This window comes from Winogradskyella sp. PC-19, from assembly GCF_002163855.1.
In the GTDB taxonomy this organism is placed as follows: Bacteria; Bacteroidota; Bacteroidia; order Flavobacteriales; family Flavobacteriaceae; genus Winogradskyella.
Map to the genome: position 1 here is coordinate 767,399 of NZ_CP019332.1, position 24,919 is coordinate 792,317.

Below are 24,919 nucleotides of genomic sequence, written 5' to 3' on the forward strand. Positions count from 1 at the left end.
AAGCCGCGTTATAATTTGACAAATGGATTATTTTTGTTAAAAACTGAAAAGCTTATGCGTAATATTTTTGTGGTTTTAGTAGCTTTATTTTTAATGTCGTCTTGCGATGATGGAGACGTCATTACTATAGATTTAGATTTTGACCAAGAATTAAGTTTATGTTCAAATAATACGGATTCCTTCATTATTTACGATTTAAGAAATGACCCTTCAGAATCACTTTCTCTGGTGATACCAAGGTCAACTAGTGAGGTTGTACCATTTTTTAATCCAACACCTTTAGATAATCCAGAGAGTATCACAATAGATAATGCTTCTAATCGATTTTTATACCGTACATATAATAGAGATTTACTAGATTCAGGCAGTAATCAAGAACTCTGCTCTGCTGTAATTCCTTCGGATTTAATTATCCAAGAAAGTTACGAAGCTACAGGCGGCACTGCAGAAATCACAACAACTATAGTTGACGATGATAACGATGGTATTCCTTCTGAATTTGAAGGTCGCGGTGAAGCTGATGCCAATGGTAATTTTCCTGATGCTGAAGATTTTGATGGTGATGGTGTTCCAAATTATTTAGACCAAGATGATGACGATGATAATGTCCCGACACTATTTGAAATAGATACAGAGAATGCAGATGGCGATGATAATCCTACAACCAACTTTCTTGATACTGATGGTGATACTATTCCTGACTATTTAGATGAAGATGATGATGGAGATGATATACCAACAATCAATGAAGATGCTAATGGAGATAAAAACCCTAGAAATGACACGTCTATCAACTCCAATGGTATTCTAATTGCAGATTACTTAAGTGATGAAGTTAGCATAAATCATGAATCACCTGGCAAGGTACTTATCAACGAATATACAAGGGTAACTACTTCTCGTATCTTCATAAAAGATTACAATTTAGAAATTCTGAGTGGCGACTTGATTGATTTTGGCACACTGATTAATACAATTACGGTACAACAAGAATTTGAAGAGGATTAAGGTGCTATATTCTGAAATATTTTAACTTCAGTAGCACCTAAGCCATATTCCTTATAATCTGCGTCATAAAATGTAATATTATTATAACGTCTTAAGACTGTATATAGCTCTTGTCTCAGTACACCTTCGCCAACACCATGTATAAATACCATTTTTGGCATACGTTGTTTAATTGCAAATTCTAATTGTCCACGAGCAGTATCTAACTGCTTATTTAGCATATCAAAATTTGTCATACCACGAGTAGAATCTGTCAGTTGGTGTATGTGCAAATCCACTACAAATGTAGGCCTATGACGCTTTTTTGTATTACTTATAGGTGTTTTTCGTTTTTTGGAACCTTCTTTTTCTCTTGTGATTTCAGCGATGGATTGATTAGAAAGAGAGCCTAAATTTACAGAGGTATCGGTGCTGATTTTTATCAATTCGTTCGAAGTAAATTCAAATTCAAAACCATCTTCTACTTCTATTAAAATCATGTCGCCTTTAACTTTTACAACAACGCCTTTTATGGCATCATCAATAGTTTCGACAGTATCACCAACCTTAATCATCATCTTTTTCTGTTTTAATAAAAGCTTCTTCTTCTTGATTATCAAATTTACTTGGTACGTTTCTAGATATTCTGTAAATACCAAACATTAAAAGAACAATACCGCCTACTAATAGATATACATTTTGTTTTTCTTCAGCTTGTGCATAAATGGCTATTATACCACCAATAACAATGCAAATGATATTGATTATTCTAGATAAATTCATATTACAAAAGTAATCTATTATTAAAACATTTATATTTGAAAAATGAAGCTATTCTCACTTCAACTTGAAGATTATATGTTACCATGCGTTAACAAAACACTATTTGGTTTTGACTGTATGGGTTGTGGTATTCAAAGATCAATAAATCTATTAATACATGGAGAGTTTGTCGCGGCATTTTTTATGTATCCAGCAATTTATCCATTGATAGGATTGTTTGTGATTATAGGAATTAACATTTTCAAAAAAATAAAAAATTTCAATAAAATTATTACTATTTTGGGCGTAATTACAGTTTCGACTATTATAGTATCGTTTGTAATAAAAACCTTTATCAACTAAATAAAATAAAATGGAAAAAGAAAGATTGAATCCCGCATTAGTATATGTATTAGCAATAATAGGACTACTATGCTGCTGTATTGGTGGTATAGGTTTTGTACTCGCAGGAGCAGCATTTTTTATTGCTCAAACTCAAATTAAAAAAGCGACCGATAATCCAGAAGCTTATGATTTGACTTCAGTAAAAGCTATGAATACGGCTAAAATTGTAGCTCTTGTTATATTAATAATTAATATACTGATGTTAATCAGAACTATTTATGTAATATCTACTGTTGGTTGGGATGAAATGTCTGAGCAGATGATGAAAGCTATTGAAGAAGCACAAAAAGCACAAGGTCAATAAAAACTATACCTTATTACATAAAAAAGCCTTTTCTAAAGTAGAAAAGGCTTTTTTATTTGACGACAATTTGTATCTAAGCTTCAAATTCTTGAAGTGTCTTAATAATAATACCAATACAGTCTAGTAATTGCGCTTCGGTCATAACTAAAGGTGGTGCAAAACGAATGATATTTCCGTGTGTAGGTTTAGCAAGTAGACCATTATCTCTTAATTTCATACAGATATTCCAAGCGGTATCACTCTCTTCTGTGTCGTTGATTAAGATAGCATTTAGTAAGCCTTTTCCTCTAACACCATTAACAATATTGCTGTTATCAATATATTTTGATAATTCATTTCGAAATATTTGTCCTAATACTTCAGCATTATCAGCTAATTCTTCATCTTTTATAACTTCTAGAGCAGCAATACCTATAGCAGCAGCAACTGGATTACCTCCAAACGTACTTCCGTGGTTTCCAGGGCGAATGACATTCATAATATTATCATTAGCCAAAACTGCAGAAACCGGATATGCTCCACCAGATAAAGCTTTACCTAAAATTAATATATCAGCTTTAACCTCTGGTGTACCTGAACAATGTTTATCCGAACACGAACAATTTCCGCAAGTTGCTAACAAACGTCCTGTACGTGCAATACCAGTTTGTACTTCGTCAGCGATAAACAATACATTATGCTTTTCACATAAAGCTTTTGCAGCAGCTAAATAACCTTCACTCGGTACATAAACTCCAGCTTCACCTTGTATTGGCTCAACTAAAAAACCTGCAACGTTACTATTGATACTTAGAGCATCTTCTAAAGCTTGAAGATTGTCATATTCAATTTTAATAAATCCATCTGTATACGGTCCAAAATTCTTTCGAGCAACTGGGTCATTTGAAAAAGAAATAATCGTAGTTGTACGTCCATGAAAATTATTTTCACAGACAATGATTTGTGCTTCATTTTCATTAATGCCTTTGACTTCATAAGCCCATTTGCGACAAATTTTCAAAGCAGTCTCAACGGCTTCGGCACCAGTATTCATTGGTAATAACTTATCGTAATTAAAAGTTTCAGTTGCAAACTTTTCAAACTTACCGAGCATATCATTATAAAATGCTCGAGAGGTTAAGGTTAATGTTTGCGCTTGACTTGTCATTGCGCCTACAATTTTTGGGTGACAATGTCCTTGGTTTACTGCAGAGTATGCAGAAAGGAAATCGTAATACTTCTTTCCTTCGACATCCCATACATAAACACCTTCGCCTTTGCTTAATACTACAGGCAACGGATGATAATTGTGTGCTCCGTACTTGTCTTCTAAATCTATCGCTTGTTGCGATGTTAATTGGTCTAAAACAGCCATTTTAATAGTTTTTAAAGTGAATAAAATACTGTTTCTTATCTACCTTTATCCTTTCAAAAAGTTTGAAAATTCAGCGTGGGAAAGAAATCATCCCTAGAATTTGCAAATTAATAATTAAATAGAAATTATAAAAGTCTTCTATAATTCAATTTCACAAATAAAGATATCTTTGCAATCTAATTTTAGAGCATGCCAAAAAGAGAACGGAATAAATTTGTAAAACGCGGACAAATCCTCGAACTTTTAATCGAAGATTATGCGTATGGCGGAAAAGGAATCGCGCGTATAAGAAACGAACATGGCGAGTTTGTAGTTTTTGTACCCAATACTTTACCTGGGCAACTAGTTAAAGCACAGGTAAAAAAATCAAGCAAGACTTATGCTGAGTGCAAGTTGTTTGAAGTTCTGAAATATTCTGATGATGAAGTAGATATGCCTTACCAGACAATTCCAGGTGCGCCATACATAAAATTACCTATCGAAAAACAACATGCCTACAAAAAGCAAAGCACATTAGAACTTTTTAAACGTATCGGAAAAGTTGCCGATATAGAAGATAAGTTTGATGAGTTTGTGACCTCACCAAATACCTTTCATTATAGAAATAAAATGGAATACGGCTTCTCTGCTATAGGTTACAATCATGAATTAAAAACTGATGTAGATGAGTTTACTCTGGGATTCAAAAAACGAGGTACTTGGTGGTGTGGCGATAATCTAAATGATGATTCTGGCTTGTTTGATGCAGAGTTTGAAAGTCAATTGAAGGATATACGTATATATTGTGATGCTACAGGTTTAGCGCCTTGGCATGCGCCTCAAAAAGTTGGCTTTTTTAGATATTTTGTAGTCCGCAAATCTTATAAGACAAATAAGTTGTTATTTAACTTAGTAACTACGTCTTATGATTTGCCAAAATTTGATTTAGATAAATTTGCCAAATTTTTAGTTGAACTTTTTGGAAATCGAGTTGCTGGTTTATTACATACCATCAATGATGAAATTGGAGATAGAACTATTGCGACATCTGGAAGTATTAATTTAGTGTATGGTAAAGACAAAATAGTTGAAGAACTATTAGATTTAAATTTTGAAATTAGTATGAAAAGCTTCTTTCAAACCAATCCAAAATCTGCCGAAAAGCTTTACAAAAAAGTTATCGACTTCGCTTTAGAAAAGAAAGAAGCTATTGATAATACAGTCGTAATGGATTTATTTTGTGGCACGGGAACGATTGGGCAAATTTTAGCATCACGAAGTAAAAACACTAAAATTGTTGGTGTAGATATTGTAGCATCAGCTATCGAAGATGCAAAGAAAAATGCTAAGCGTAACGGTATTGAAGGTCTTAAATTTTATGCTGCAGATGTTGGTAAATTTTTGAATGAGCACCCAGAATATGCAAACAAAATACGTACAATTATCTTAGATCCAGCACGTGCTGGTATTGCGCCTAAGACTCTTAAAAAAATAATAAACCTTAATGCAGAACGTTTGGTTTATGTATCTTGTAATCCTGCAACACAAGCAAGAGATACGGAGCAATTAATGCAAGCAGGTTATACGATTAAAAAGTTTAGTTTAGTAGATCAATTTCCACATACAGCACATATTGAAACTGTAGTTTTATTTGAAAAAGCCTAATGAGATTTTATAAATTTTCGATTTTATTTTTAGCCATTTTATTTTTAGGTTGTGAACGTGATGATATTTGCGCCGAAGGCACACCTACTACACCTAGACTTTTAGTTGATTTTTTTGATGCTACTGATACAGATATACCTAAAACAGCGGTTAGACTATCAGTCTATGCAGTAAATTTAGTTACTGACGAAAACACAGGTGTTATCTCTTTTCCTGAAGTAGCAAATGAAACTACTCTTGTATTCAATTCTAATACAGATGCTATAGAGCTACCTTTAATAATAGGCAATGAAGGTGAAGAAATTACAACACGCTATTTTTTTGAGACAGACACCAATCTAAGAATTGATGGAGACACATCAACTAATTCTAATATTGATATTTTAGAAATAAAATATACTCATGATTTTATTTATGTGTCAAGAGCTTGTGGTTTTAAAAGTATTTTTAATATGCTAACAGCTACAGATAATCCTGGTGACGATTCTATAGATTGGATTCAAAATACAGTTCTAGCCAATACAACTGAAACATCAATAACCGTTGAAAACGAAGAAGCAACACATGTACAAATATTTCATTAAGAGTTTAGTTATTTTATTGTTATGTTCTTCGACTGTATTTGCTCAAGAAGAAGAACAAGAGACCACATCAGACACCATTGTTTACAAACAAAAATATGGTCTTAGGCTTGGTGCAGATATTTCGAAATTGGCACGCTCATTTTTTGATGATGATTATCAAGGATTTGAAATAAATGGTGATTATCGTCTGACACAACGCCTATATATTGCTGGGGAATTAGGTAACGAAGAACGTACTCTAAGTAATGAAGCTCTAAATGTAACATCAAAAGGAAGCTATTTTAAAGCCGGCGTAGACTACAATTTATATCAAAACTGGCTGGATATGGAAAACATGATTTATTCAGGTTTTAGGATTGGCGCAAGTACGTTTAGTCAAACTTTGAATAGTGGTACTATTTACGACGTAAATAATCAATACTTTGGAAACCAACAACCTATTACTGCTCCTCAGGATTTTGATGGGCTTTCCGCTATTTGGGGTGAAATTATTTTAGGTATCAAAGCCGAAGTGCTAAATAATCTTTTTATGGGGTTGAACCTACAATTAAAGTTCTTGGTCTCAGAAAACAGTCCTGATAACTTTGAAAACCTTTATATTCCCGGATTTAACCGTACTTACGATAGTGGTATTATTGGCGCAGGATTTGGATATGATATTTCTTATTTGATTCCAATTTATAAAAAAGCGAAACCTGCTAAGAAAGTAGAAGAAAAAGAAGAAATCAAAGAAAACTAGTTTCAATTTATTTTTAAAAGTTAGTTAGATAATAAAGTAATATTACAAACTGTCATTTCGAACGCATGTGAGGAATCTCATCTTGAATGACATATTTGAGCAAACTCTAAGATTCCTCAATCGTACCTTATTTCGGAATGACAAAAAGAAAATTAACCAAAAATCTTTACCAATAATTCTTTAAGTAAATCGCCTTGCGGTGTTGCATTGGCACCTACACCTTTACCTTTAACATCAAACTGACGCAGTAAAGCTACTGCTCTACTGACATTTTTCATTGGATAATTACGAGCAGCACTAGTATATTCATTTACAAAATAAGGATTGATTTTTAATGCAGACGCTACACTTCTAGGCGATTTATCATTCAACCCATGGTATTGCAAAAGTTGAGAAAAGAAATTAAATAATAACGAAACTGTTACTACCATAGGATTATCCTTTGGGTTATCCCCAAAGTACTTTACTATTTTAAAGGCTTTAGTCATATTTCGTTCGCCAACAGCCTTACGCAATTCAAAATTATTGTAATCTTTACTGATACCAATATTTTCCTCAATAGCCTCAGGTGTAATTTGAGATTCTTTTGGTAATACTATTTTTAACTTATTGAGTTCGTTTTCAATCTTGGACAGGTCTGTTCCCAAAAATTCAACGAGCATCTGTGATGCCTTTGGTGTTATCGTATAACCTTGACCAGCTAAAACGCGACGAATCCAATCAGGCACTTGATTGTCGTACAATTTTTTACTTTCAAAAACCGCTTCAATTTTATTTAATGCTTTGTATAATCCTTTGCGCTTATCAATCTTTTTGTATTTGTAATTAATAACAAGCACTGTAGTGGGTTGTGGATTATTGACGTAATCAACAAGCTTTTCGATAGTACGGCTTAAGTCTTGAGCTTCTTTTACAATAACAACTTGGCGATCCGCCATCATTGGATAACGCTTAGCATTACTTACAATATCATCAATTGAAATGTCGCGTCCATAAAGCACCATTTGGTTAAACCCTTTTTCAGCTTCATCCAAAATACTATTTTCTATGTAGTTAGAAATCTTATCAATATAATAAGCCTCTTCACCCATTAAAAAATAGATAGGTTTTATATTACCTTTTTGTATGGCAGTGACTATTTGCTTTGCTTCTTCCAAAAACTAATTGATTGCGCTAATACTTCTCGATAAAATTTTCTAAGAAAATCACTCGAAGTGACGTTAAAATTTTAATTTTGTGTAGTGCAAGACCTTAATTTTCCAAAGTTCGACTACCGTTTCAAAAGTACAGAAAATAAAGTTTCTATTTTTGATATCATCCGCAAAAAATTTGTCGTTTTACAGCCTGAAGAATGGGTACGTCAACATTGCGTACATTACCTCATTTCTAATAAAAATTATCCGAAATCTCTAATTAATGTCGAAAAAGAGCTTACTATCAACGGTTTAAAAAAGCGTTATGATATTGTAATTTTTAATCCTGACGGCTCAGTCTTTTTAATGATTGAATGCAAAGCACCAAAAATTACAATCAATCAAACAACATTTGACCAAATCGCACGCTATAACTTAAAGTTAAACGCCACATTTTTGATGGTTACTAACGGAATTAATCATTATTATTGTCAGATGGACATGGAAAAAGAGCAATATACTTTCTTACAAGATATTCCGGATTATACGAAATGAAATATACAACAAAAGACATAGCCGTTGTAATCCTTAATTGGAATGGAAAAGCCTTATTGGAGCGGTTTTTACCTTCCGTAATTTCATTTTCAAACGAAGCAAATGTATACGTTGCTGATAATTGCTCTATTGACGATTCTATCGATTTTTTAAAATCAAATTATCCTGAAGTAAGTATTATTCAGAATACTGAGAATGGAGGTTATGCAAAAGGATATAATGAAGCATTAGAACATATCAAAGAGCCTATACTTTGTCTTTTGAATAGTGACATCGAAGTCACAAAAGATTGGTTGGTTCCCATCGTGGAAACATATAATTCAGTGAAAGAGGTTGCAATTATTCAGCCAAAAATATTAGACCAAAAGCAGAAGACACATTTTGAATATGCTGGTGCTGCTGGCGGTTATATTGATAAATATGGTTATCCTTTTTGTCGTGGTCGTATTTTTAATACCATCGAAGAAGATAAAGGACAATATGATGATATCATAGAAATTTTTTGGGCTTCAGGCGCTTGTTTATTTATAAAAAACAAGGTTTTTAAGTCACTTGACGGATTTGACGAGACCTATTTTGCTCACATGGAAGAGATAGACTTATGTTGGCGAGCTTTCAATAATAACTATAAGTCGTTATATGTCGGAAGATCTACAGTTTATCATGTTGGTGGTGCTACACTTCAAAGTACAAGTCCACAAAAAACGTATTTAAATTTTAGAAACAGTTTATCTACACTAGTAAAAAACACTGACAAGAATGTATTTGGACGAGTCATTGTAAGAATGATTTTAGACGGTATTGCAGGTATTCGGTTTTTGACTCAACTTAAGCCTCTGCATTTTGTAGCCATATTAAAAGCTCATGGAAGTTTTTATGTCGCTCTACCTCGATTATTTAAACAAAGAAAAAAGCTAAATCAACGTCCGAATTATAGTAATCGAACATCAATTGTTTGGGATTATTTCGTTAAAAAAAGGTAAAATTTTAACTGTTTATAAATCTGTTAAAATTTTTGTTAATCAACGACGTAGTCGCTTTTCTTTTCAATAGTTTTGTAATGATTTAAAACAAATAATTCATTATGAAAAAATCAATTCTTCTAAGCATAGCCGCAATGCTAATTTTAACGGCATGTGTGTCTAAAAAAGATTATTTAGCATTACAAGAAAAACAAAAGGAAACTCAAGACTTATTAAATACAGCTACTGTAAAATTAAATGCATGTTTATCTGACCAAGCGGCTGCAAATGCACGTCTTGAAGGCTTAAAAGAGCAATTAGCAGATATGCGTCGTAGTAACGAAGCATTAATTAAAAGTTCACAAGATTTAACTGAATTGACTAGCAAAGGAGCTGAAAACCTTGAAAAGTCATTAGAGTCATTAAAAGAGCGTGATTTAAAAATTACACGTTTACAAGATGCTTTAACAAGAAAAGATAGTGTAACTCTAGCAATCGTTACAAGTTTGAAAAAAGAAGTTGGAATTAACGATCCTGACATTGAAGTAAACGTTGAAAAAGGTGTTGTCTTTATTTCTATAGCTGATAAATTATTATTTAAAAGCGGAAGCTACAACGTTACTGACAGAGCAAACGAAGTCTTAGGGAAAGTTGCTAAGGTTATTAATAGCAAGCCTAACTTTGAAGCTATGGTAGAGTCTCATACTGACAACGTATCTTACAGTAAGCCACCATTATTAGATAACTGGGACTTAAGTGTTAAACGTGCAACATCTGTAGTAAGAGTTTTAGAAAGTCTAGGTGTTAACTCTCAACAACTTATTGCTGCTGGTCGTAGTTCTTACGTACCGTTAGTAGAAAACGATACTGCTGAAAACAGAGCAAAAAACAGAAGAACTAGAATAGTTGTTTTACCTAAAATTGACCAATTCTATGAAATGATAGAAGAAGAAATGAAAAATCTTTCTGCAGGCAATTAATTTTAGTTTTTTGATATTATAAAACCCCGATGCATTGTATCGGGGTTTTTAGTTTTAGATACTTAACGTATCAGCTTTAATCTTTCCTTCTTCATCTGTAAGTCTTAAAATTTTAATTTCCTTGGTTTGGTTAGACTTCCCATAGTTTTTAAATATAGTTACTTTTAAACTGGTTGGACCCGTAATCTTTTGGACGCTATCTGAAAAATATTTTACACTAATCTCATATTTTCCTTTTTGAGCTTTCTTTATTTTATAAGTTTCTGGACCATAACCGTCGGTAAAATCTTCTGATATAGCACCTCCAAATTTAGACTCCGTTTTGCCATAATACAATTCGTCCCCATTTGGATTTTTGATATGTAAGTCTAGGTCTGTATTTGCGTGATTCCAATCAATCACAACTCTTATATCTGTCTCAATTTTTGGAAACACATTTCGATACGTCTTTAAAACATCGCTTTTATTAACAAGATTACTTAATTCTAAGTATGCTATTTTTTCGATTCCATAATATCTGTTGGCTTGACCTTTTTCTAATAGATCTCCTTCTACAATTTTATTGAATAAGTCAAAGGCTTTTTTATCTTCTCCTATGGCTTCATATGCTAATGCTAAATCTCTATACGATTGAGGGTCTTCAGGTCTTAAATTCAATACTTCTTTGTAAACATAAACAGCTAAATCATCTTCTTTATATTGATTTAACTTATATCCTAAAGCTCTAATTAATTCATGATTATCTATTTCAATCTCTATTAAATTAGTTGCTATTCTCAATGCATATTCATACTTATCCTTTGATTCAAAATATTCTGCAACATCTAAAAAGAAAGATGGCATATTACTATATTCTAACCTTAATTCAAGATACAACTCATAAGCACTATCAATATTAGTTTGTTCATTCAATAAAGCTAAGTAAGGCGCATTTTTTTGCCAAGACTTTAATTTTGATTGCTCTGCAATTTTATTTTCTAACATTTCGATGGCTTCAGATTTGTTTTCTAATCCTGTTTTTGTAGTTAAAACTATAACACCATTTGCTCCTCTATTTCCGTATATCGCTGTAGCTCCAGCATCTTTTAAAACTGTTATAGCTTCAATATCTTCTGGCTTAAGGTTTCTAAATTCGTTTTCAGACACTGGAGCACCATCAATAATAAATAATGGTTCTGTGTTACCTGATATTGATGAAACACCTCTTAACTGAACAAGGCTATTCCCGCCAGGTTGCCCTGTAGAAGTTGTAATATTTAAACCAGGAACTTGTCCTGATAATGTCTGTACAAAACTTGCGTTTGGTTTATTTTCAATGGTTTCACTGCTAACTCTAACCGATGAGACTGAAGATTTGGCTTTGGTTGTAGTTCTATAACCTGTAATCACAACTTCATCTAAGCTTGCAGTGTCGTCTTTCATGACTACATTTAATTCACTCAAGCTTGATAATGTAAATTGAACTGTCTCCATACTAACAAATGAAAAAACTAATGTTTCTCCAATTTCAACATTAATAGCATAATTTCCATCAAAATCTGTTTGCACACCTCTAGTAGTTCCTTTTACAAGAACATTTACACCTGGTAATGGTATATTATTAGAATCAGTTATTATACCTGATACACTATTTTTTGTATCAACAAATTCGGGTCTAGAACTAACTCTTTGTTGATTTTGTGATGATGTATTATCAGGTTCAATAGAGTTTGAAACTGCAATGCCCTTTTTTATATCTTTTTTAATGACTGGCTTTGTACTATAATCTTTAGTGTACCATTCTAAAAGTGATTTATAATCATCATTTAAGCTTTGTCTTCTACTATTAAGTATTTTTGCATTAGAGACTTCTTGTTGCTTATTTTGAGTTATCATTCTCTTATATTGTGGTAATAATTCTTTTGGTGGCTCGATTTTATACCTGACGTAATCTTGAATTCTATCTAACACAATCATTGATGTGTAAGATGATATCAGATGATTTTCCTTAGCGTGTTCAATAATTTTATCTTTGTTGTTTTCTTGAGATTTAGAAAGTGATTGTAGCTTTCTTTTAGACCAAAGTCGTTTTGCTAACTGAGAATTTGTTCCAAACTTAAAATCAACACTAATAGTATCTGACACTTTACCATCATAACCGAATAACAATTCTACTACATCCGTATTAAATCGCTTTCCACCTATTGTAAAACTTCCATTAACCACTTCATTAGCTTTTGGAAATACCTCAAAAAGTCTATTATTTTTGCTGATACCTAAAAACTGATATGACTCATTAAGCAACTTTTCTAGGCTCGCATCTAGAGACACTCTGTTTAGATTAATATAGTTTCCTCCAAAAGTATTAGCTTGCTTTTCTAAAAACTGATGATTGGCAGACTTTACTGAGTTTATAGCATAGAATTTATTGATATTCTTCTCATACAAATCCCCTAGATTATGCATCCCATCAGAAACTAAAATAATTTCATCTGTATTATTTATTGGTAAATTCTGAAAAGATGTGCCGCCATCATAAACAACATTATTCAATTCATTTTTTAACGTATTCCAATTTCCATTTTCAATTATGTACCTTTTTTCTTGAATTATTGTATTGCTAAATACTATCAAATCAACTTTAAGATTACCAATCGTCTTAAAGTAAGATTCTAATAATTGAAACTCTTTATCCTTATTTTTATACAGCATAGAATAAGACGCATCCCATAAAAGCGTAACAGACTTTGGTATTACCTTAGGTCTAGATTTTGATGGCATATTAAGATTTACAAAAAAATAATCATCATTTACTAATATATTTTTCTCTAGACTTGTCGGAATTTTTAGGTGTAAATTCTTCTTAGCACTAAAATTTTTACTTTTAAATTTTGCTATAAATTTTCCATTTGATTTTCTAAAATTGAGTTCATTACTGCAAAAGCCTTCAACAATTGGTTTTATAGCTCTAGAATTATGAATAATTTCTAGTTGAAAATCGTCTAGTTTATTTTTAAAATCAAAAGGAATTTCAAACTGGTAATTCTCATTTTCAATAGATAGGTTCTGTTCATAGCTTATTACAATTCTTTTATAGCCTTTTGCTGGTATTGGATAAACTCTTACTTTATAATTATTTCCTTTTGTTTGTTCTAATTAGGCTGGGTCAATTCTCTGTTTTATTGTGTTCTCATAAGCAACTCGACCAAGTTCTTTTTCAACAATAACGGCATCTCTTAAATAACCATTTAAGTCCATAGATAAATGAGATACAGTTTGCCCTTGACCGAGTGGAAAAGCTAATTCACCTTCTAAAATTCTATCTTTCCCATTATAAAAGGTCATGTCATAAGTTACTTTTGCATATTGATTAGAAATATCTGCGTGTACCTTTAATTTACTTAATTTCAAATGTCTATTACCATTTAGTTTTACATACGGGGACGTTTGAGAATAAATGGTATTTATGCAAAAAAATAGGATGAATACGTGTAATAATTGTTTCATGATATGACTGTTTTTATGATTATTAATTTTTGATAACCTGAATGATTTCAGGAAGTAAGGCTAATGCCGAAAGTACTACTGCAGCACCAGTACCTTTATTTTTTGTTGGTACAACATTAGATGCAATACTTGGATTAGTTGCAGTAGATGCCTTTGCAATACCTTTTCGCTCTGGTAGACGCACCATAACAACTTTATTATCATAGCCTTCTTCAAAATTTACATTAGCATATTTGTAAGCGAATTCGATACCGTCTTTTGCAAAGGCTTCGATACTTTCTTTTGGATACTCAACTGTGTAAAGCAGTTTTTTTAAATCTGTAGCATTACTCTTCTGGAGTGCGATTCCACTATAATGATTATAAGTTGCTATACTTAAATAATCATCCTCAGTAAGGCGTTTTGATAGTAACTTAAAAGTCTGTTTTAGTATAAACTTGTCTTCATCAGAAAAACCTGCTGAATGGGTTTTTAATAAGAAAGTGACATTCTGTGGATTACCATCTTCTTCAAAATGATCTACAATAAATGTAAATAGATTTTCGAGTGTTACAGATTCTGTTTCAATCTTCTGCTCTTGACTGTTTAGTTGCGCTACTGTAAATAGTATAACAACACATTGGATTAGCTTTTTCATTGGTTCTGTATTTAAAATTCTTGATAAAACTAAATGCATTACCACTTTTAAAAAACACAGAATGAGTGAAGTGTAACTTTTGGTGAGTAAACTATCCTAAAACTAAATCGATAGTTTTTTGACGCTGTACTTTTCCATTAGAAGTCAAAACGAATTGATTAATAGCATAGATTTTCTTAGGCCTTTCGTATTTATGGAGTGACTTAGATTCTTGTATTTTACTATGAAGCTCTGAAGATATATCCTTGGAAGTCTCGATAATTAAAATAACTTTTTCTCCAAATTTATCATCAGGTTCAGAGCAGACAATTATACGTTTTTTTATGATTGGCAATAACTTTTGTTCGATTTGCTCTGGAAATAATTTTACACCACCAGAGTTGATAACATTATCAAAACGACCAAGCCATTTAAATTCTTTGTTAGATTTTAATTCTACAACATCATTAGTAACTAGTGGTACTTCCATTAAATTAGGAGCGTCAATAATTAAACAATCGCGTTTGTCTTGACTGAAACTAATTGTCGGTAATGCTTTAAAAAAATCTTCACCATCTTGAACTAATGATTGTAATGGTTTTAACGCTACGTGTGTCACTGTCTCCGTCATACCATAAGTTTCGTAGAATTTTATAGGACTCGTTTTTATCCAATCTAAAAGAAAAGGTACAATTTTAGAACCACCTACAATAACTGTTTTAACATTATCTAATTTTTTGATAGAACCAGCTACTTGTATTGGCACCATGGCACAAAAATCATATGTTTTATTTGTATCAAAAAACACCTTAGAATGCGGAATTACAGAGTCCATATGCAGACCTAAAACCATAGCTCTAACAAGCATCATTTTACCAGCAATGTAATCGCTTGATAAACAATTTAAAGCGGTGTTTGATGGTTTTAAATCAAAATACGCTCCTGTTGCTAAGGCTGAGTTAACCATGGCTTGCTTCTTTAACTTTATGCGTTTTGGAGTACCTGTAGAGCCAGAAGTTTCGGCAAATATAAAATAATCTTGATTAAGCCAATCGGTTAAAAATTGACCTGTTTTATATTCGAAAATATTTTTAGATTTTTTTAAATCTAAGGCTTTAATCTTAAGCTCTTCTGTATTATACGATTGGCCGTTATACTTAAATTCTTTGTGAACTTCTATAAAACTATTTGACATTATTCTAAGACTTTATAATCGTCTTTCGGTAGCTCTTTTACTTCCCCAAATAATTTTTCTTTCCAGTTTGTCCAACCATATTTTTTTGAAAGTATAAATAATAATATCGGATATACTATCAACACAGGTAATACAATCTCTGAAACTGTCATTTTTGAAGGATCAGCTGTGTACGTTAAAAGTGCATCCGTCTGTAATGCAGACCAATCTGCTGTTACCAAAAATGCTGTAAACATATTATTAGCAGCATGAAAACCTAGGGCTAATTCTAGACCATCATCCATTAAAGTCATTATTCCTAAAACTAATCCAGTACCTATGTAAAATACCATCATAATTGGACCTAATTTATCTACTTCTGGATTTAAGCCATGTAGCAATCCAAAACCAACTGATGTGAGTATTAATGGCATCCATTTATTTTTAAAAACGACTCCAAGTCCTTGCATAAGATATCCTCTAAAAAAATATTCTTCGAAACTGGTTTGTAAAGGCATTAAAAAAATAACAAGGGCCAATAAAATTAAAAATGGTTTTAGATTTAGATTATAAATATAATCTTCAGGAGCCATATTAAAGGACAGAGCTGTAGTCGCAGTAGAATATAATCCCCAGATTATGAAAATAAACCAAAATCGTTTCCAATCTACTGAAGGTCTTGTCGTTGTAAGTTTTACAAAAGATTGATTGTGTAAGTATTTAGAACAAAATACAACGCCTAATAAGCCTATAGCAAATGAAAAAAGCATTAAGAACAAAAACAAATTTTTACCTAATAGCTCAGCCATTTGAGCAATATCAGTAGTAATAGCCAAACTAGCACCATTAGCTACTTCTATACCAATGAATATTAATAGAGGTATCATTCCTATTATCTGCCATGCAATAAAAATTATTACGGTACCTATTAAGTAACGCCACCAATCAAATAATCCTAAAAATGCTTGCTGTATATAATTCATCATAAAATATTAAAATTCCAATTTTGTTTTTTATCGTAATGCAAAGTACCATTTTTTACAGTTAATGGCGAAGGAAAATTATTGGTAAATAAACTTCCTGTACCAAGACCTTGAGGCATTTTGTTACCCAAAGTATAAGTCCACTGTGCAATGGCATTTAGCCCAACATTACTCTCCAAGGCACTTGTTATCCACCATTTTAAGTTATGCTTTTCGGCAGTAGTAATCCATTGTTGACTTCCTAATATACCGCCGATAAGACTTGGCTTTAAAATAATGTATTGCGGTTTTATGATTGATAATATTTCTTCTTTCTTTTTAATTGAAAAAACACCTATTAACTCCTCGTCTAAAGCAATATCTATCGGAGACACTTCACAAAGACTAGCCATAACATCAAACTGGTTTGGCTTTATAGGCTGTTCTATTGAATGTAATCTGTATTCTGATAGTCTCTTTAACTTTTCTAAAGCTATATTTGGTGCAAAAGCACCATTAACATCTACTCGTAATTCTATATCTGAAACTGAGAATTCTTTTCGAATGGACTTTAAAATATCTAACTCAGTCTGAAAGTCGATTGCTCCAATTTTTAGTTTTATACAGTTGAAACCAGCATCAATTTTTTCTATTATCTGTTTTCGCATAAAGTCTTCGTCTCCCATCCAAACCAAACCATTGATATTAATATCGTCTGTTCCATTTGTAAATTCTGAAGGAAATAATTCAAACTTATATTCAGACTCAAGAGACATAAAAGCCATTTCTAATCCAAACTGAATACTTGGGAATTCTTCTAACTCATTAAGTAGAGTATTTAAGCCCAGATTAATATTATTACAAGCCCACTTAAGTTTAGCTTCATAATCTGGTCTATCATCGATTGATAAGCCACGCAAGATTCCACATTCTCCAATACCAGTTTTATTGTTTTTTTCGAGAGTAATAAACCAAGTTTCTTTAGTAGACATTACACCTCGAGACGTTCCGCTTGGGCGTTTGAAATTAAGAATATGTTTTAGGTATTTTGCTTTAATCATAGCGCTTCAAAGATACTTAAATAATTCTTGGTTTTTTTATTGAAACAGTTAGTAATAACTTAATAATTTCTAATTTTGACCTTTAAGTTTTAACTATGGATTTTACAAATAAAGTAATTTGGATAACTGGTGCATCAAGTGGTATCGGGAAGGCTTTGGCTATTAAGCTATCTCAATTAGATTGTAAACTTATTTTATCTTCTAGACGTGAGACGGAATTAAACCTTGTGAAATCTCAATGTCATAATCCAGAAAATATTGTAATACTTGCTTTTGATTTGGCAAACTACGATATGATGAAACCCATAGCTGAAAAAGCTATTTCCAAATTTAAAAATATCGATATCTTAATAAATAACGGTGGTATTAGTCAACGTTCACTGATAATCGATACTGACATTTCTGTTGACAAAAAACTAATGGAAATCGATTATTTAGGTACTGTTGGTTTGTCAAAAGCATTATTACCACATTTTATAACTAATCAAAATGGACATTTTGTAACAGTTACAAGTCTAATGGGAAAATTTGGTTCACCATATCGTTCTGGATATTGTGGTGCCAAACATGCGCTTCATGGTTTTTTTGATGTTCTGCGTATGGAACATGAAAAAGATAATATAAAAGTTACTCTGATTTGCCCTGGTTTTGTAAATACTGATGTGTCCAAAAATGCACTTACTGGTGATGGTTCAAAATTAGAGACATTAGATAAAGCGACAGAAAATGGTTTATCAGTTGAAGCGTTTGCTAAGCGAATGCTTAAAGCCATTTCAAAGGGAAAATTTGAAGCCTACATAGGTAAAAAAGAGACTATAGGTGTACTATTAAAGCGGTTCTTTCCTAAATTACTACACAAAACTGTAATGAAAAGTGAAGTGAGATAAACTACAACTTATGATGCATACTAAACTGTAATTGTCCTTTACCCCATGTATTAGTTTTCTGGTTCATCCAACCAAATTGAAAACGGATATTACTATTTATTACATAGCCCAATCCAAGATAGGTACGATTACGGTCAAATAGTTCAACTTCTCTACCATCACCAATTTCTTGTTGACCATTAATAAACAATTCGTTATATAACGCTGCATAGATTGTTTTTGGACTTAGCGCCTTATTATTAATTGGGATATTTAAAAAAAGGTTATAGCGGTATCGAGTTCTAAAATCTTGATTTTCAACAAAACGTTGTTCATACCTAAACCTATGTGTTAGCAAAAAGCGTCCAAATTTTGATGAAAATAATGCTTCTTGATAAATACGACTCTCATTAGATGTGTCGTTGTTAGCTCCTGGAACACCTGAAGTGATATTTGCGTAACCTAAAGTAAATTTTATACTTGTTTCTTTTGGTGTGTATGTAAAACCTGAACGAAGTAATAATTGCTCCTTATCACCTAAGCCTTGCCAATCACGGTATTGAAAATCACCTTGGATTCCAAATTGACTATCTTTTAATTGATGAGTAAAAAAATACATGTACCATGCTCCTGTTTGTGATTGATCTACTTGAGCAATTGACAAAAATGTAGCAAAACAAAAAACTAGTAATAGTATAAATCTCATTTCAATTATGTGTTTTTAATAAAGTAAATAGCCTATTCCCAATAAGATTGAAAATAAAAATGTAGTTAAAGCCAATACCTTTAGTTGACTATCGAAGTCGTTAGGATATTTGGCTTGTTTAATTTTTTTCAGATGAATTACTAAAGGAATGAAACTCAGAAGAAAAATAAAATTATAAGGTTCTACATAATATAGAATGCTGTAGGTCAGTGCAGTTAACATAGCACCTATTACTAAAAAATAATGATAGTTCTTAGCTCGTTTAGCGCCAAGTTTAACAGCTAATGTTATCTTGCTAACTTTTGCATCTTCTTCTCTATCACGCATGTTGTTTAGATTTAAAACAGCAACACTTAATAGGCCTAATGCAGTAGCAGGTAAAAACACAATATGGTCTATGGTTTTGACATTCAATAAATATGTTCCTAAAACACTAATAAAACCAAAAAACACAAAAACAAAAACATCTCCTAAAGCACGGTAACCATAAGGAGAATCACCCATTGTATAATTTATAGCTGCGTATATTGACAAACTACCTAGAACTATAATAAGTAAAGTATACAGGAAATTTTGATGACCAAATGCAACATATACTAACGATATAGTTAAAGCTATAACAACAAGAATATTCTTCTTTATAGCCTCAAACATTTGTTTAGGGGTAATTTCTCCACTTTGTATGGCGCGTTGAGGACCAACTCTATCTTCGTTATCGGTTCCTCTTACACCATCTCCATAATCATTTGCTAGATTAGAAAGGATTTGTAAGCTCACCGTGGTTAACAAAGCCAAAACAAATACAAAGATGTCAAATCTTCCATTATAAGCCGCTAAACAAGTGCCAATTATGATTCCTGATACTGATAAAGGCAGTGTGCGCAATCGCATAGCAGAAAGCCATGGTTTTAATTTACTCATAAATTTCTATAGATTTATGGAATCCATTTTTTATCAAAATTGGGTTTACGCTTTTCTAAAAATGCGTCTCTACCTTCTTTAGCTTCGTCTGTCATATAGGCTAATCGTGTAGCTTCACCTGCAAAAACTTGCTGTCCAACCATACCGTCATCTGTAAGATTCATTGCAAATTTTAGCATTTTAATAGACGTTGGTGACTTAGCTAATATCTCTTGTGCCCATTCGTAAGCTGTATCTTCTAATTCTTGATGAGGAATTACTGCATTTACCATTCCCATTTGGTAAGCTTCTTGTGCAGAGTAATTTCTTCCCAAGAAAAAAATTTCTCTAGCCTTTTTTTGACCTACCATTTTAGCTAAATATGCTGAGCCATAACCGCCATCAAAACTAGTTACATCTGCGTCAGTTTGCTTGAAAATTGCGTTTTCTTTACTTGCCAATGTTAAATCACAAACTACGTGTAAACTATGACCGCCACCTACTGCCCATCCAGGAACGACAGCAATAACTGCTTTAGGCATAAAACGAATTAAGCGCTGTACTTCCAATATATTTAGTCTGTGATAACCATCTTCTCCAACATAGCCTTGATGTCCTCTTGCCTTTTGGTCACCGCCAGAGCAAAAACTCCATATACCATCTTTAGTAGATGGTCCTTCTGCACTTAATAGTACTACACCAATGTTAATGTCTTCATTGGCATCATAAAATGCATCATAAAGTTCTGATGTAGTCTTTGGTCTAAAAGCATTTCTAATGTCTGGTCTATTAAAAGCTATACGAGCTACACCATTACATTTTTTATAGGTGATATCTTCATATTCCTTAGCTACTTCCCATTTTATTTTACTCATATAATCAATCAATTTGAAAAACAAAAATACGCATAAATTATATTTAATTTTTTTTAGATTTTTAATAATTATTGAAGTTTTATTTAGCGCTTATCAAATTTATAAACATTCGAAAACGATGTAGTGATTTTTACATAAAACACTAAAAATCATATTGTTTAGTAATTACTAATTTATTCGTAACTTAATTATCAATATCAAGATAAATCAAACAAAACATTCTTTAATTATTCTTAAAAAAGTTAAAGTCATTTAATCAGTATTAAAAAACTATGCATGCATAGTACTTTTGTAGTCCGAAAAAAATAAAATATGTCTATAACTGATTACGAAAATATAACCAATATAATTGACTACAAGGAAGTTAAAATTGGAAAACTCTTTTTTTTTGATAGATATGTAGTCACTGAATTTAATGAAGGTGTTCATATAGATTTTGAATCTTTTAAAGAGACTAAAGATGCAATTTTAAAGTTTTTTGGAGAGAAGGACTTTGGTGTCATTACTAATAGGACTAATACGTATTCTTTGGACTTAAATGATGCAAAACGATTTAATGAAAGTTTTCCTAACCTCAAAGCTTATGCTGTAGTCTGTAATACCTTGTTCGGCAAAGGTATCTTTGAAGTTGAAAACCAATTCTTTACCTATAACAGAAAAATATTCAAAGTAATAGAGGATGCTATTCCGTGGGTTGAAGAGATTCTTGAGTCTGGTAATTAGAGTATTATTTTAAATAAATACCATCTTCTTTAATTTCAATTTTTCGGTCTTTGTACAGTGAACCAATAGCTTTTTTAAAACTCTTTTTACTCATTTGTACTGTATCTTTTATATCATCAGGTGCAGATTTATCATTTAATGGTAAAAACCCATTGTTATCTCCCAAAACAGTTAAAATGGTTTGTGCATTTGGCTCTATAGCTCTATAACTTGTCTGACTCAATGAAATATCTAATTTATTTCCTGGTCTAATTTTTTTAACAATTCCCTTTAACTTATCACCAACACTTATGTCTTTAAAGATTTCGTCTTTAAAGACTAGTCCAAGATGGCGGTTATTTACAATAACATTCATACCAAGGTCGGATGGATGAGACACTATTAAATCTACTTCTTCGTAGTGCTCGACAGTCAATTCTTTGTTATCTAAAAAACGATTAGTTTTACTTGACGCGACAAGACGTTCGGATTCTTCATCTAAATAGCAATGCACCAAATACCAGCCTCCAGCTTTCATCTTAAATGCTTGCTCTTTAAATGGGCAAAATAATTCTTTAACTAAACCCCAATCCAAAAAAGCACCAAACTTAGTCACTTGATTACAACGTAATAAAGCAAAATCACCTCTCTTTATATAAGGTTTGTCAGTGATGGCAACTGGTCGTTCTTCATTATCTAAATAGGCAAAAACTTCTATCTTATCACCAATTTCGAATGTCTCAGGAACATATCGATTTGGCAAAAGAATTTCATTTTCTTCATTATCACCTAAAAAAAGTCCAGGTTCAGTATCTCTTAAGATGGTAAGTGTGTTATAATCGCCTATTTGTATCATACCGCAAAGTTATTATTATTAATGTTTGTAGCTAAAAAAAGCGCTAATATTCTCAATGAAATATTAGCGCTAACTTATATAGATTATTTTATTCTAATAAACAGACTCTTTTTTAAAGTGCTTAGTAAGCATATAATAAATTACAGCTCTATACTTGTTACGATTAGAACGTCCGTAAGTTTCGATAACACTATCAATAGCTTTATCTAAATCAGCGCTATCACTAAGTCCTAATTTCTTAATTAAAAAGTTATTTTTAACTGTAGCTAACTCTTTATCGTCAGAACCTGAAACTGTAGCAGCATCTGCATTATAAATAGATGGTCCTAAACCAACAGTTACTTTTGTCAACAAGTCCATGTCTGGATTCATACCACATTTGTCTTTTAAGTCTGCAGCATATTTTGCAATTAAGTCGTCTCTTTTGCTCATTTTATTTATTTTTTCAATTAATAATCAACAACGATTTAAATATAGTAAATTTTACCTTTAAAAGTCAAGTGGTTATAAATTATTCGGTATTTTATTACTTAATAAACTCGAAGTAATTGAGTAAAATCTCATCATTGATTTGAGAAGGTGTGAAAACTTCTAGTAATTTTGGTTGATTAGAATCATCATAAAATGATGTTAGTTCTTTTTTCAACGCTTCATTTGAGTCTGCTGATTGATATTCAAAACCATACATTTTTGACAAATCTGAAGCATTAAGATTATGCTTCGTCTCAAAATAAGTGTCGAAATTATCAGTGTTTTTATGACCAGGTAATATCCTAAAAATACCGCCACCACAATTATTTAGTACTATTATTCTGAAATTTTTTGGTATATAATTATTCCACAACGCATTACTATCGTAAAAGAAACTCAAATCTCCAGTAATAAAAGTCACTCGTTCTTTTGAAATAGATGCCGACCCTAATGCTGTACTTGTACTACCATCAATACCGCTTGTTCCTCTATTACAAAATACAGATATATCCTGTCTAAGTTGAAATAATTGAGTATACCTAATCGCAGAGCTGTTACCTACTTGTAGCTGACTATTCCTCGGAATACTATTCAGGAAATAATCAAAAACTGTAAAATCCGAATACGGAATTGTACTTAAGTAGTCATCGTGTAGCTTTCTTCTTCTCTCTCTGATAGATAACCAATATTGCTTATAATCACTTTTAACGGCATCTTTAATCTCTGGTAAAAATGATTCAAAAAAAGTATTAGGACTTAATTTTATGTGCTTGTCTAATGCAAAAAAAGTATCATTAGCATTGTACTTATCTATATGCCAGTGATAATTGGGTTTGTAATCTCTTAAAAAGCGTTTTACTTTTTTAGAAACTATCAAACCGCCTAAAGTTAATAATACTTCAGGTTGTAATTTCTGAAAATCTTCTTTATCTAATGGCGCTATAAGTTTATCTATTCCAGGAAAAACATCTTGATGGTATAAATTTGATGTTGTTTCAGTTAAAACAATCACACCTTCATCTTTTACCAATTGGTCTAAAACATTTTGCTCCACTGAATTTGGCTGAAGTACTCCAACCAAAACTAATTTTCGTTTTGAATTTTTCCAGATATTAGAACACTCTTTGATAACGGAGTCTTCAATATTCTTTTCAATATTTGGAAGTTTGAAAGGTTTTGGACTTATGGTCAATTCATCAACTCTACCATATAAAGGTTCGTCAAAAGGAACGTTAATATGTACTGGTCCAGAATTTATAACTGCACTATTTAACGCTTTATGGATTTCTTTTTCATTCTGGGATTGAATGCCATCTTGTAAACCTAAAATTTTCTCGACTTTATTTTCTAAATTTTTGAAAATTGGAACTTCCTCTTTTGGTGGTTTATGTGTTTCTTCTCTTAAATCTAGTTTAAGATTCGCACTATAAAAAACGTGTTCCCCGAAAACATTCTTTTGTTTTATGGTTTGTCCGTCGCCTATATCTATAAGATGTTCTGGTCTATCAGCAGATAAAACAACTAATGGAATACGACTGTAATATGCCTCTGAAACTGCTGGGTAGTAATTGAGTAAAGCACTACCAGATGTACAAACTACAGCAGTTGGCTCTTGATTTTGTTGCGCAATACCCATTGCAAAAAATGCAGCACAGCGCTCATCTACAATACTATAACATTTAAAAAAATCATCGTGTGTAAAACCAATAGTTAAAGGTGCATTTCTACTTCCAGGAGAAATAACAATATGCTTAATATTATGCGTTTTGCATAAGGTAACAACTGTCTGTGCTAAAGGAATTTTAGAGTAGTTCATCAACACACAAAGATAAGGA

At 31.9% G+C, this 24,919-nt stretch carries 27 protein-coding genes; 11 read left to right on the forward strand and 16 right to left on the reverse strand.

The genetic code is table 11. From position 1 onward, the window contains the following. The first annotated feature begins 54 nt into the window (after nt 1-54). Complete coding sequence (locus BTO05_RS03525) at nt 55-1,008, forward strand: hypothetical protein (RefSeq protein WP_157662528.1); 954 nt, start codon at nt 55-57, stop codon at nt 1,006-1,008. Here the strand turns inward: BTO05_RS03525 and BTO05_RS03530 are convergent. Together BTO05_RS03530 and BTO05_RS03535 are read right to left on the reverse strand one after the other, a co-directional pair. Then, on the reverse strand, nt 1,005-1,565 hold the full coding sequence (locus tag BTO05_RS03530) for a Smr/MutS family protein (protein ID WP_087491331.1): 561 nt from the start codon (nt 1,563-1,565) through the stop codon (nt 1,005-1,007). The two genes, BTO05_RS03525 and BTO05_RS03530, sit on opposite strands and share 4 nt — an antisense overlap. Continuing rightward, entirely contained in the window at nt 1,555-1,770 is a 216-nt protein-coding gene (locus tag BTO05_RS03535; RefSeq protein ID WP_232459770.1) for a hypothetical protein, read from the reverse strand. Before BTO05_RS03535 ends, BTO05_RS03530 begins: the two co-directional genes overlap by 11 nt. A 75-nt stretch (nt 1,771-1,845) precedes the next feature. Between BTO05_RS03535 and BTO05_RS03540 the strand changes: the two genes are divergently transcribed. Both BTO05_RS03540 and BTO05_RS03545 read left to right on the forward strand, forming a co-directional pair. Further along, nucleotides 1,846-2,112: a DUF2752 domain-containing protein gene (locus BTO05_RS03540; protein ID WP_317041915.1), complete on the forward strand. Its 267-nt coding sequence runs from the start codon at nt 1,846-1,848 to the stop codon at nt 2,110-2,112. A 10-nt stretch (nt 2,113-2,122) separates the two neighbouring features. Further along, on the forward strand, nt 2,123-2,458 hold the full coding sequence (locus BTO05_RS03545) for a CCC motif membrane protein (protein WP_087491333.1): 336 nt from the start codon (nt 2,123-2,125) through the stop codon (nt 2,456-2,458). A gap of 73 nt (nt 2,459-2,531) precedes the next feature. Here BTO05_RS03545 and rocD read toward each other — a convergent pair whose 3' ends face one another. Next, on the reverse strand, nt 2,532-3,812 hold the full coding sequence (rocD, locus tag BTO05_RS03550) for an ornithine--oxo-acid transaminase (protein ID WP_087491334.1): 1,281 nt from the start codon (nt 3,810-3,812) through the stop codon (nt 2,532-2,534). A gap of 189 nt (nt 3,813-4,001) precedes the next feature. Between rocD and rlmD the strand changes: the two genes are divergently transcribed. From rlmD to BTO05_RS03565, 3 genes are read left to right on the forward strand one after another with little or no spacing between them, the layout of a single operon-like run. Then, nucleotides 4,002-5,456 (forward strand): 23S rRNA (uracil(1939)-C(5))-methyltransferase RlmD, encoded by a 1,455-nt coding sequence (rlmD, locus tag BTO05_RS03555; RefSeq protein ID WP_087491335.1) that lies wholly within the window; start codon nt 4,002-4,004, stop codon nt 5,454-5,456. Beyond that, on the forward strand, nt 5,456-6,040 hold the full coding sequence (locus BTO05_RS03560) for a DUF6452 family protein (protein WP_087491336.1): 585 nt from the start codon (nt 5,456-5,458) through the stop codon (nt 6,038-6,040). Before rlmD ends, BTO05_RS03560 begins: the two co-directional genes overlap by 1 nt. Further along, complete coding sequence (locus tag BTO05_RS03565) at nt 6,021-6,779, forward strand: DUF6048 family protein (protein WP_087491337.1); 759 nt, start codon at nt 6,021-6,023, stop codon at nt 6,777-6,779. The genes BTO05_RS03560 and BTO05_RS03565 overlap by 20 nt, the downstream gene beginning before the upstream one ends. 152 nt (nt 6,780-6,931) lie before the next feature. Here BTO05_RS03565 and holA read toward each other — a convergent pair whose 3' ends face one another. Then, nucleotides 6,932-7,936: a DNA polymerase III subunit delta gene (gene holA / locus BTO05_RS03570; protein ID WP_087491338.1), complete on the reverse strand. Its 1,005-nt coding sequence runs from the start codon at nt 7,934-7,936 to the stop codon at nt 6,932-6,934. 84 nt (nt 7,937-8,020) lie between these two features. Between holA and BTO05_RS03575 the strand changes: the two genes are divergently transcribed. From BTO05_RS03575 to BTO05_RS03585, 3 genes are all read left to right on the forward strand, one after another. Further along, nucleotides 8,021-8,467: a type I restriction enzyme HsdR N-terminal domain-containing protein gene (locus BTO05_RS03575; protein ID WP_087491339.1), complete on the forward strand. Its 447-nt coding sequence runs from the start codon at nt 8,021-8,023 to the stop codon at nt 8,465-8,467. Then, complete coding sequence (locus BTO05_RS03580) at nt 8,464-9,450, forward strand: glycosyltransferase family 2 protein (protein ID WP_087491340.1); 987 nt, start codon at nt 8,464-8,466, stop codon at nt 9,448-9,450. Before BTO05_RS03575 ends, BTO05_RS03580 begins: the two co-directional genes overlap by 4 nt. A gap of 101 nt (nt 9,451-9,551) precedes the next feature. Continuing rightward, the gene (locus BTO05_RS03585; RefSeq protein ID WP_087491341.1) at nt 9,552-10,409 is read left to right on the forward strand and encodes a flagellar motor protein MotB; all 858 of its coding nucleotides are present in this window, start codon (nt 9,552-9,554) and stop codon (nt 10,407-10,409) included. 54 nt (nt 10,410-10,463) lie between these two features. Here the strand turns inward: BTO05_RS03585 and BTO05_RS03590 are convergent, their stop codons facing one another. The 6 genes from BTO05_RS03590 to BTO05_RS03615 all read right to left on the reverse strand — a co-directional run bounded on the left by BTO05_RS03590 (nt 10,464) and on the right by BTO05_RS03615 (nt 17,705). Continuing rightward, a complete protein-coding gene (locus BTO05_RS03590; protein WP_087491342.1) occupies nt 10,464-13,169 on the reverse strand; it encodes a TonB-dependent receptor plug domain-containing protein in 2,706 nt (901 codons plus the stop codon). Between the two features lie 375 nt (nt 13,170-13,544). Beyond that, nucleotides 13,545-13,799: a VIT domain-containing protein gene (locus tag BTO05_RS03595; RefSeq protein WP_157662529.1), complete on the reverse strand. Its 255-nt coding sequence runs from the start codon at nt 13,797-13,799 to the stop codon at nt 13,545-13,547. Nucleotides 13,800-13,917: 118 nt separating this feature from the next. Next, entirely contained in the window at nt 13,918-14,532 is a 615-nt protein-coding gene (locus BTO05_RS03600; RefSeq protein ID WP_157662530.1) for a hypothetical protein, read from the reverse strand. Between the two features lie 91 nt (nt 14,533-14,623). Further along, nucleotides 14,624-15,706, reverse strand: coding sequence for an AMP-binding protein (locus BTO05_RS03605; RefSeq protein WP_087491345.1), 1,083 nt, complete (start codon nt 15,704-15,706; stop codon nt 14,624-14,626). After that, on the reverse strand, nt 15,706-16,671 hold the full coding sequence (locus BTO05_RS03610) for a CPBP family intramembrane glutamic endopeptidase (protein WP_317041907.1): 966 nt from the start codon (nt 16,669-16,671) through the stop codon (nt 15,706-15,708). The genes BTO05_RS03605 and BTO05_RS03610 overlap by 1 nt, the downstream gene beginning before the upstream one ends. Beyond that, the gene (locus BTO05_RS03615; RefSeq protein ID WP_087493278.1) at nt 16,668-17,705 is read right to left on the reverse strand and encodes an o-succinylbenzoate synthase; all 1,038 of its coding nucleotides are present in this window, start codon (nt 17,703-17,705) and stop codon (nt 16,668-16,670) included. Before BTO05_RS03615 ends, BTO05_RS03610 begins: the two co-directional genes overlap by 4 nt. 98 nt (nt 17,706-17,803) lie before the next feature. On the opposite strand from BTO05_RS03615, the gene BTO05_RS03620 reads away from it, so the two are divergent. Beyond that, entirely contained in the window at nt 17,804-18,595 is a 792-nt protein-coding gene (locus BTO05_RS03620; RefSeq protein WP_087491347.1) for an SDR family oxidoreductase, read from the forward strand. A 1-nt stretch (nt 18,596) separates the two neighbouring features. Here BTO05_RS03620 and BTO05_RS03625 read toward each other — a convergent pair whose 3' ends face one another. The 3 genes from BTO05_RS03625 to BTO05_RS03635 are packed head-to-tail and all read right to left on the reverse strand — an operon-like array spanning nt 18,597 to nt 21,055. Beyond that, entirely contained in the window at nt 18,597-19,280 is a 684-nt protein-coding gene (locus BTO05_RS03625; RefSeq protein ID WP_087491348.1) for a DUF2490 domain-containing protein, read from the reverse strand. Nucleotides 19,281-19,295: 15 nt separating this feature from the next. Further along, complete coding sequence (menA, locus tag BTO05_RS03630) at nt 19,296-20,201, reverse strand: 1,4-dihydroxy-2-naphthoate octaprenyltransferase (protein WP_087491349.1); 906 nt, start codon at nt 20,199-20,201, stop codon at nt 19,296-19,298. A 14-nt stretch (nt 20,202-20,215) separates the two neighbouring features. After that, a complete protein-coding gene (locus BTO05_RS03635; protein ID WP_087491350.1) occupies nt 20,216-21,055 on the reverse strand; it encodes a 1,4-dihydroxy-2-naphthoyl-CoA synthase in 840 nt (279 codons plus the stop codon). Nucleotides 21,056-21,367: 312 nt separating this feature from the next. On the opposite strand from BTO05_RS03635, the gene BTO05_RS03640 reads away from it, so the two are divergent. Then, the gene (locus BTO05_RS03640; RefSeq protein ID WP_087491351.1) at nt 21,368-21,778 is read left to right on the forward strand and encodes a hypothetical protein; all 411 of its coding nucleotides are present in this window, start codon (nt 21,368-21,370) and stop codon (nt 21,776-21,778) included. Between the two features lie 4 nt (nt 21,779-21,782). On the opposite strand, the gene BTO05_RS03645 is transcribed toward BTO05_RS03640, so the two are convergent. The 3 genes from BTO05_RS03645 to menD form a co-directional block, all read right to left on the reverse strand. Beyond that, a complete protein-coding gene (locus BTO05_RS03645; protein ID WP_087491352.1) occupies nt 21,783-22,613 on the reverse strand; it encodes a S1 RNA-binding domain-containing protein in 831 nt (276 codons plus the stop codon). 93 nt (nt 22,614-22,706) lie between these two features. Continuing rightward, nucleotides 22,707-23,045, reverse strand: coding sequence for a DUF2853 family protein (locus tag BTO05_RS03650; RefSeq protein ID WP_087491353.1), 339 nt, complete (start codon nt 23,043-23,045; stop codon nt 22,707-22,709). A 94-nt stretch (nt 23,046-23,139) separates the two neighbouring features. After that, the gene (menD, locus tag BTO05_RS03655) at nt 23,140-24,900 is read right to left on the reverse strand and encodes a 2-succinyl-5-enolpyruvyl-6-hydroxy-3-cyclohexene-1-carboxylic-acid synthase (RefSeq protein WP_087491354.1); all 1,761 of its coding nucleotides are present in this window, start codon (nt 24,898-24,900) and stop codon (nt 23,140-23,142) included. Nucleotides 24,901-24,919 lie beyond the last annotated feature (19 nt).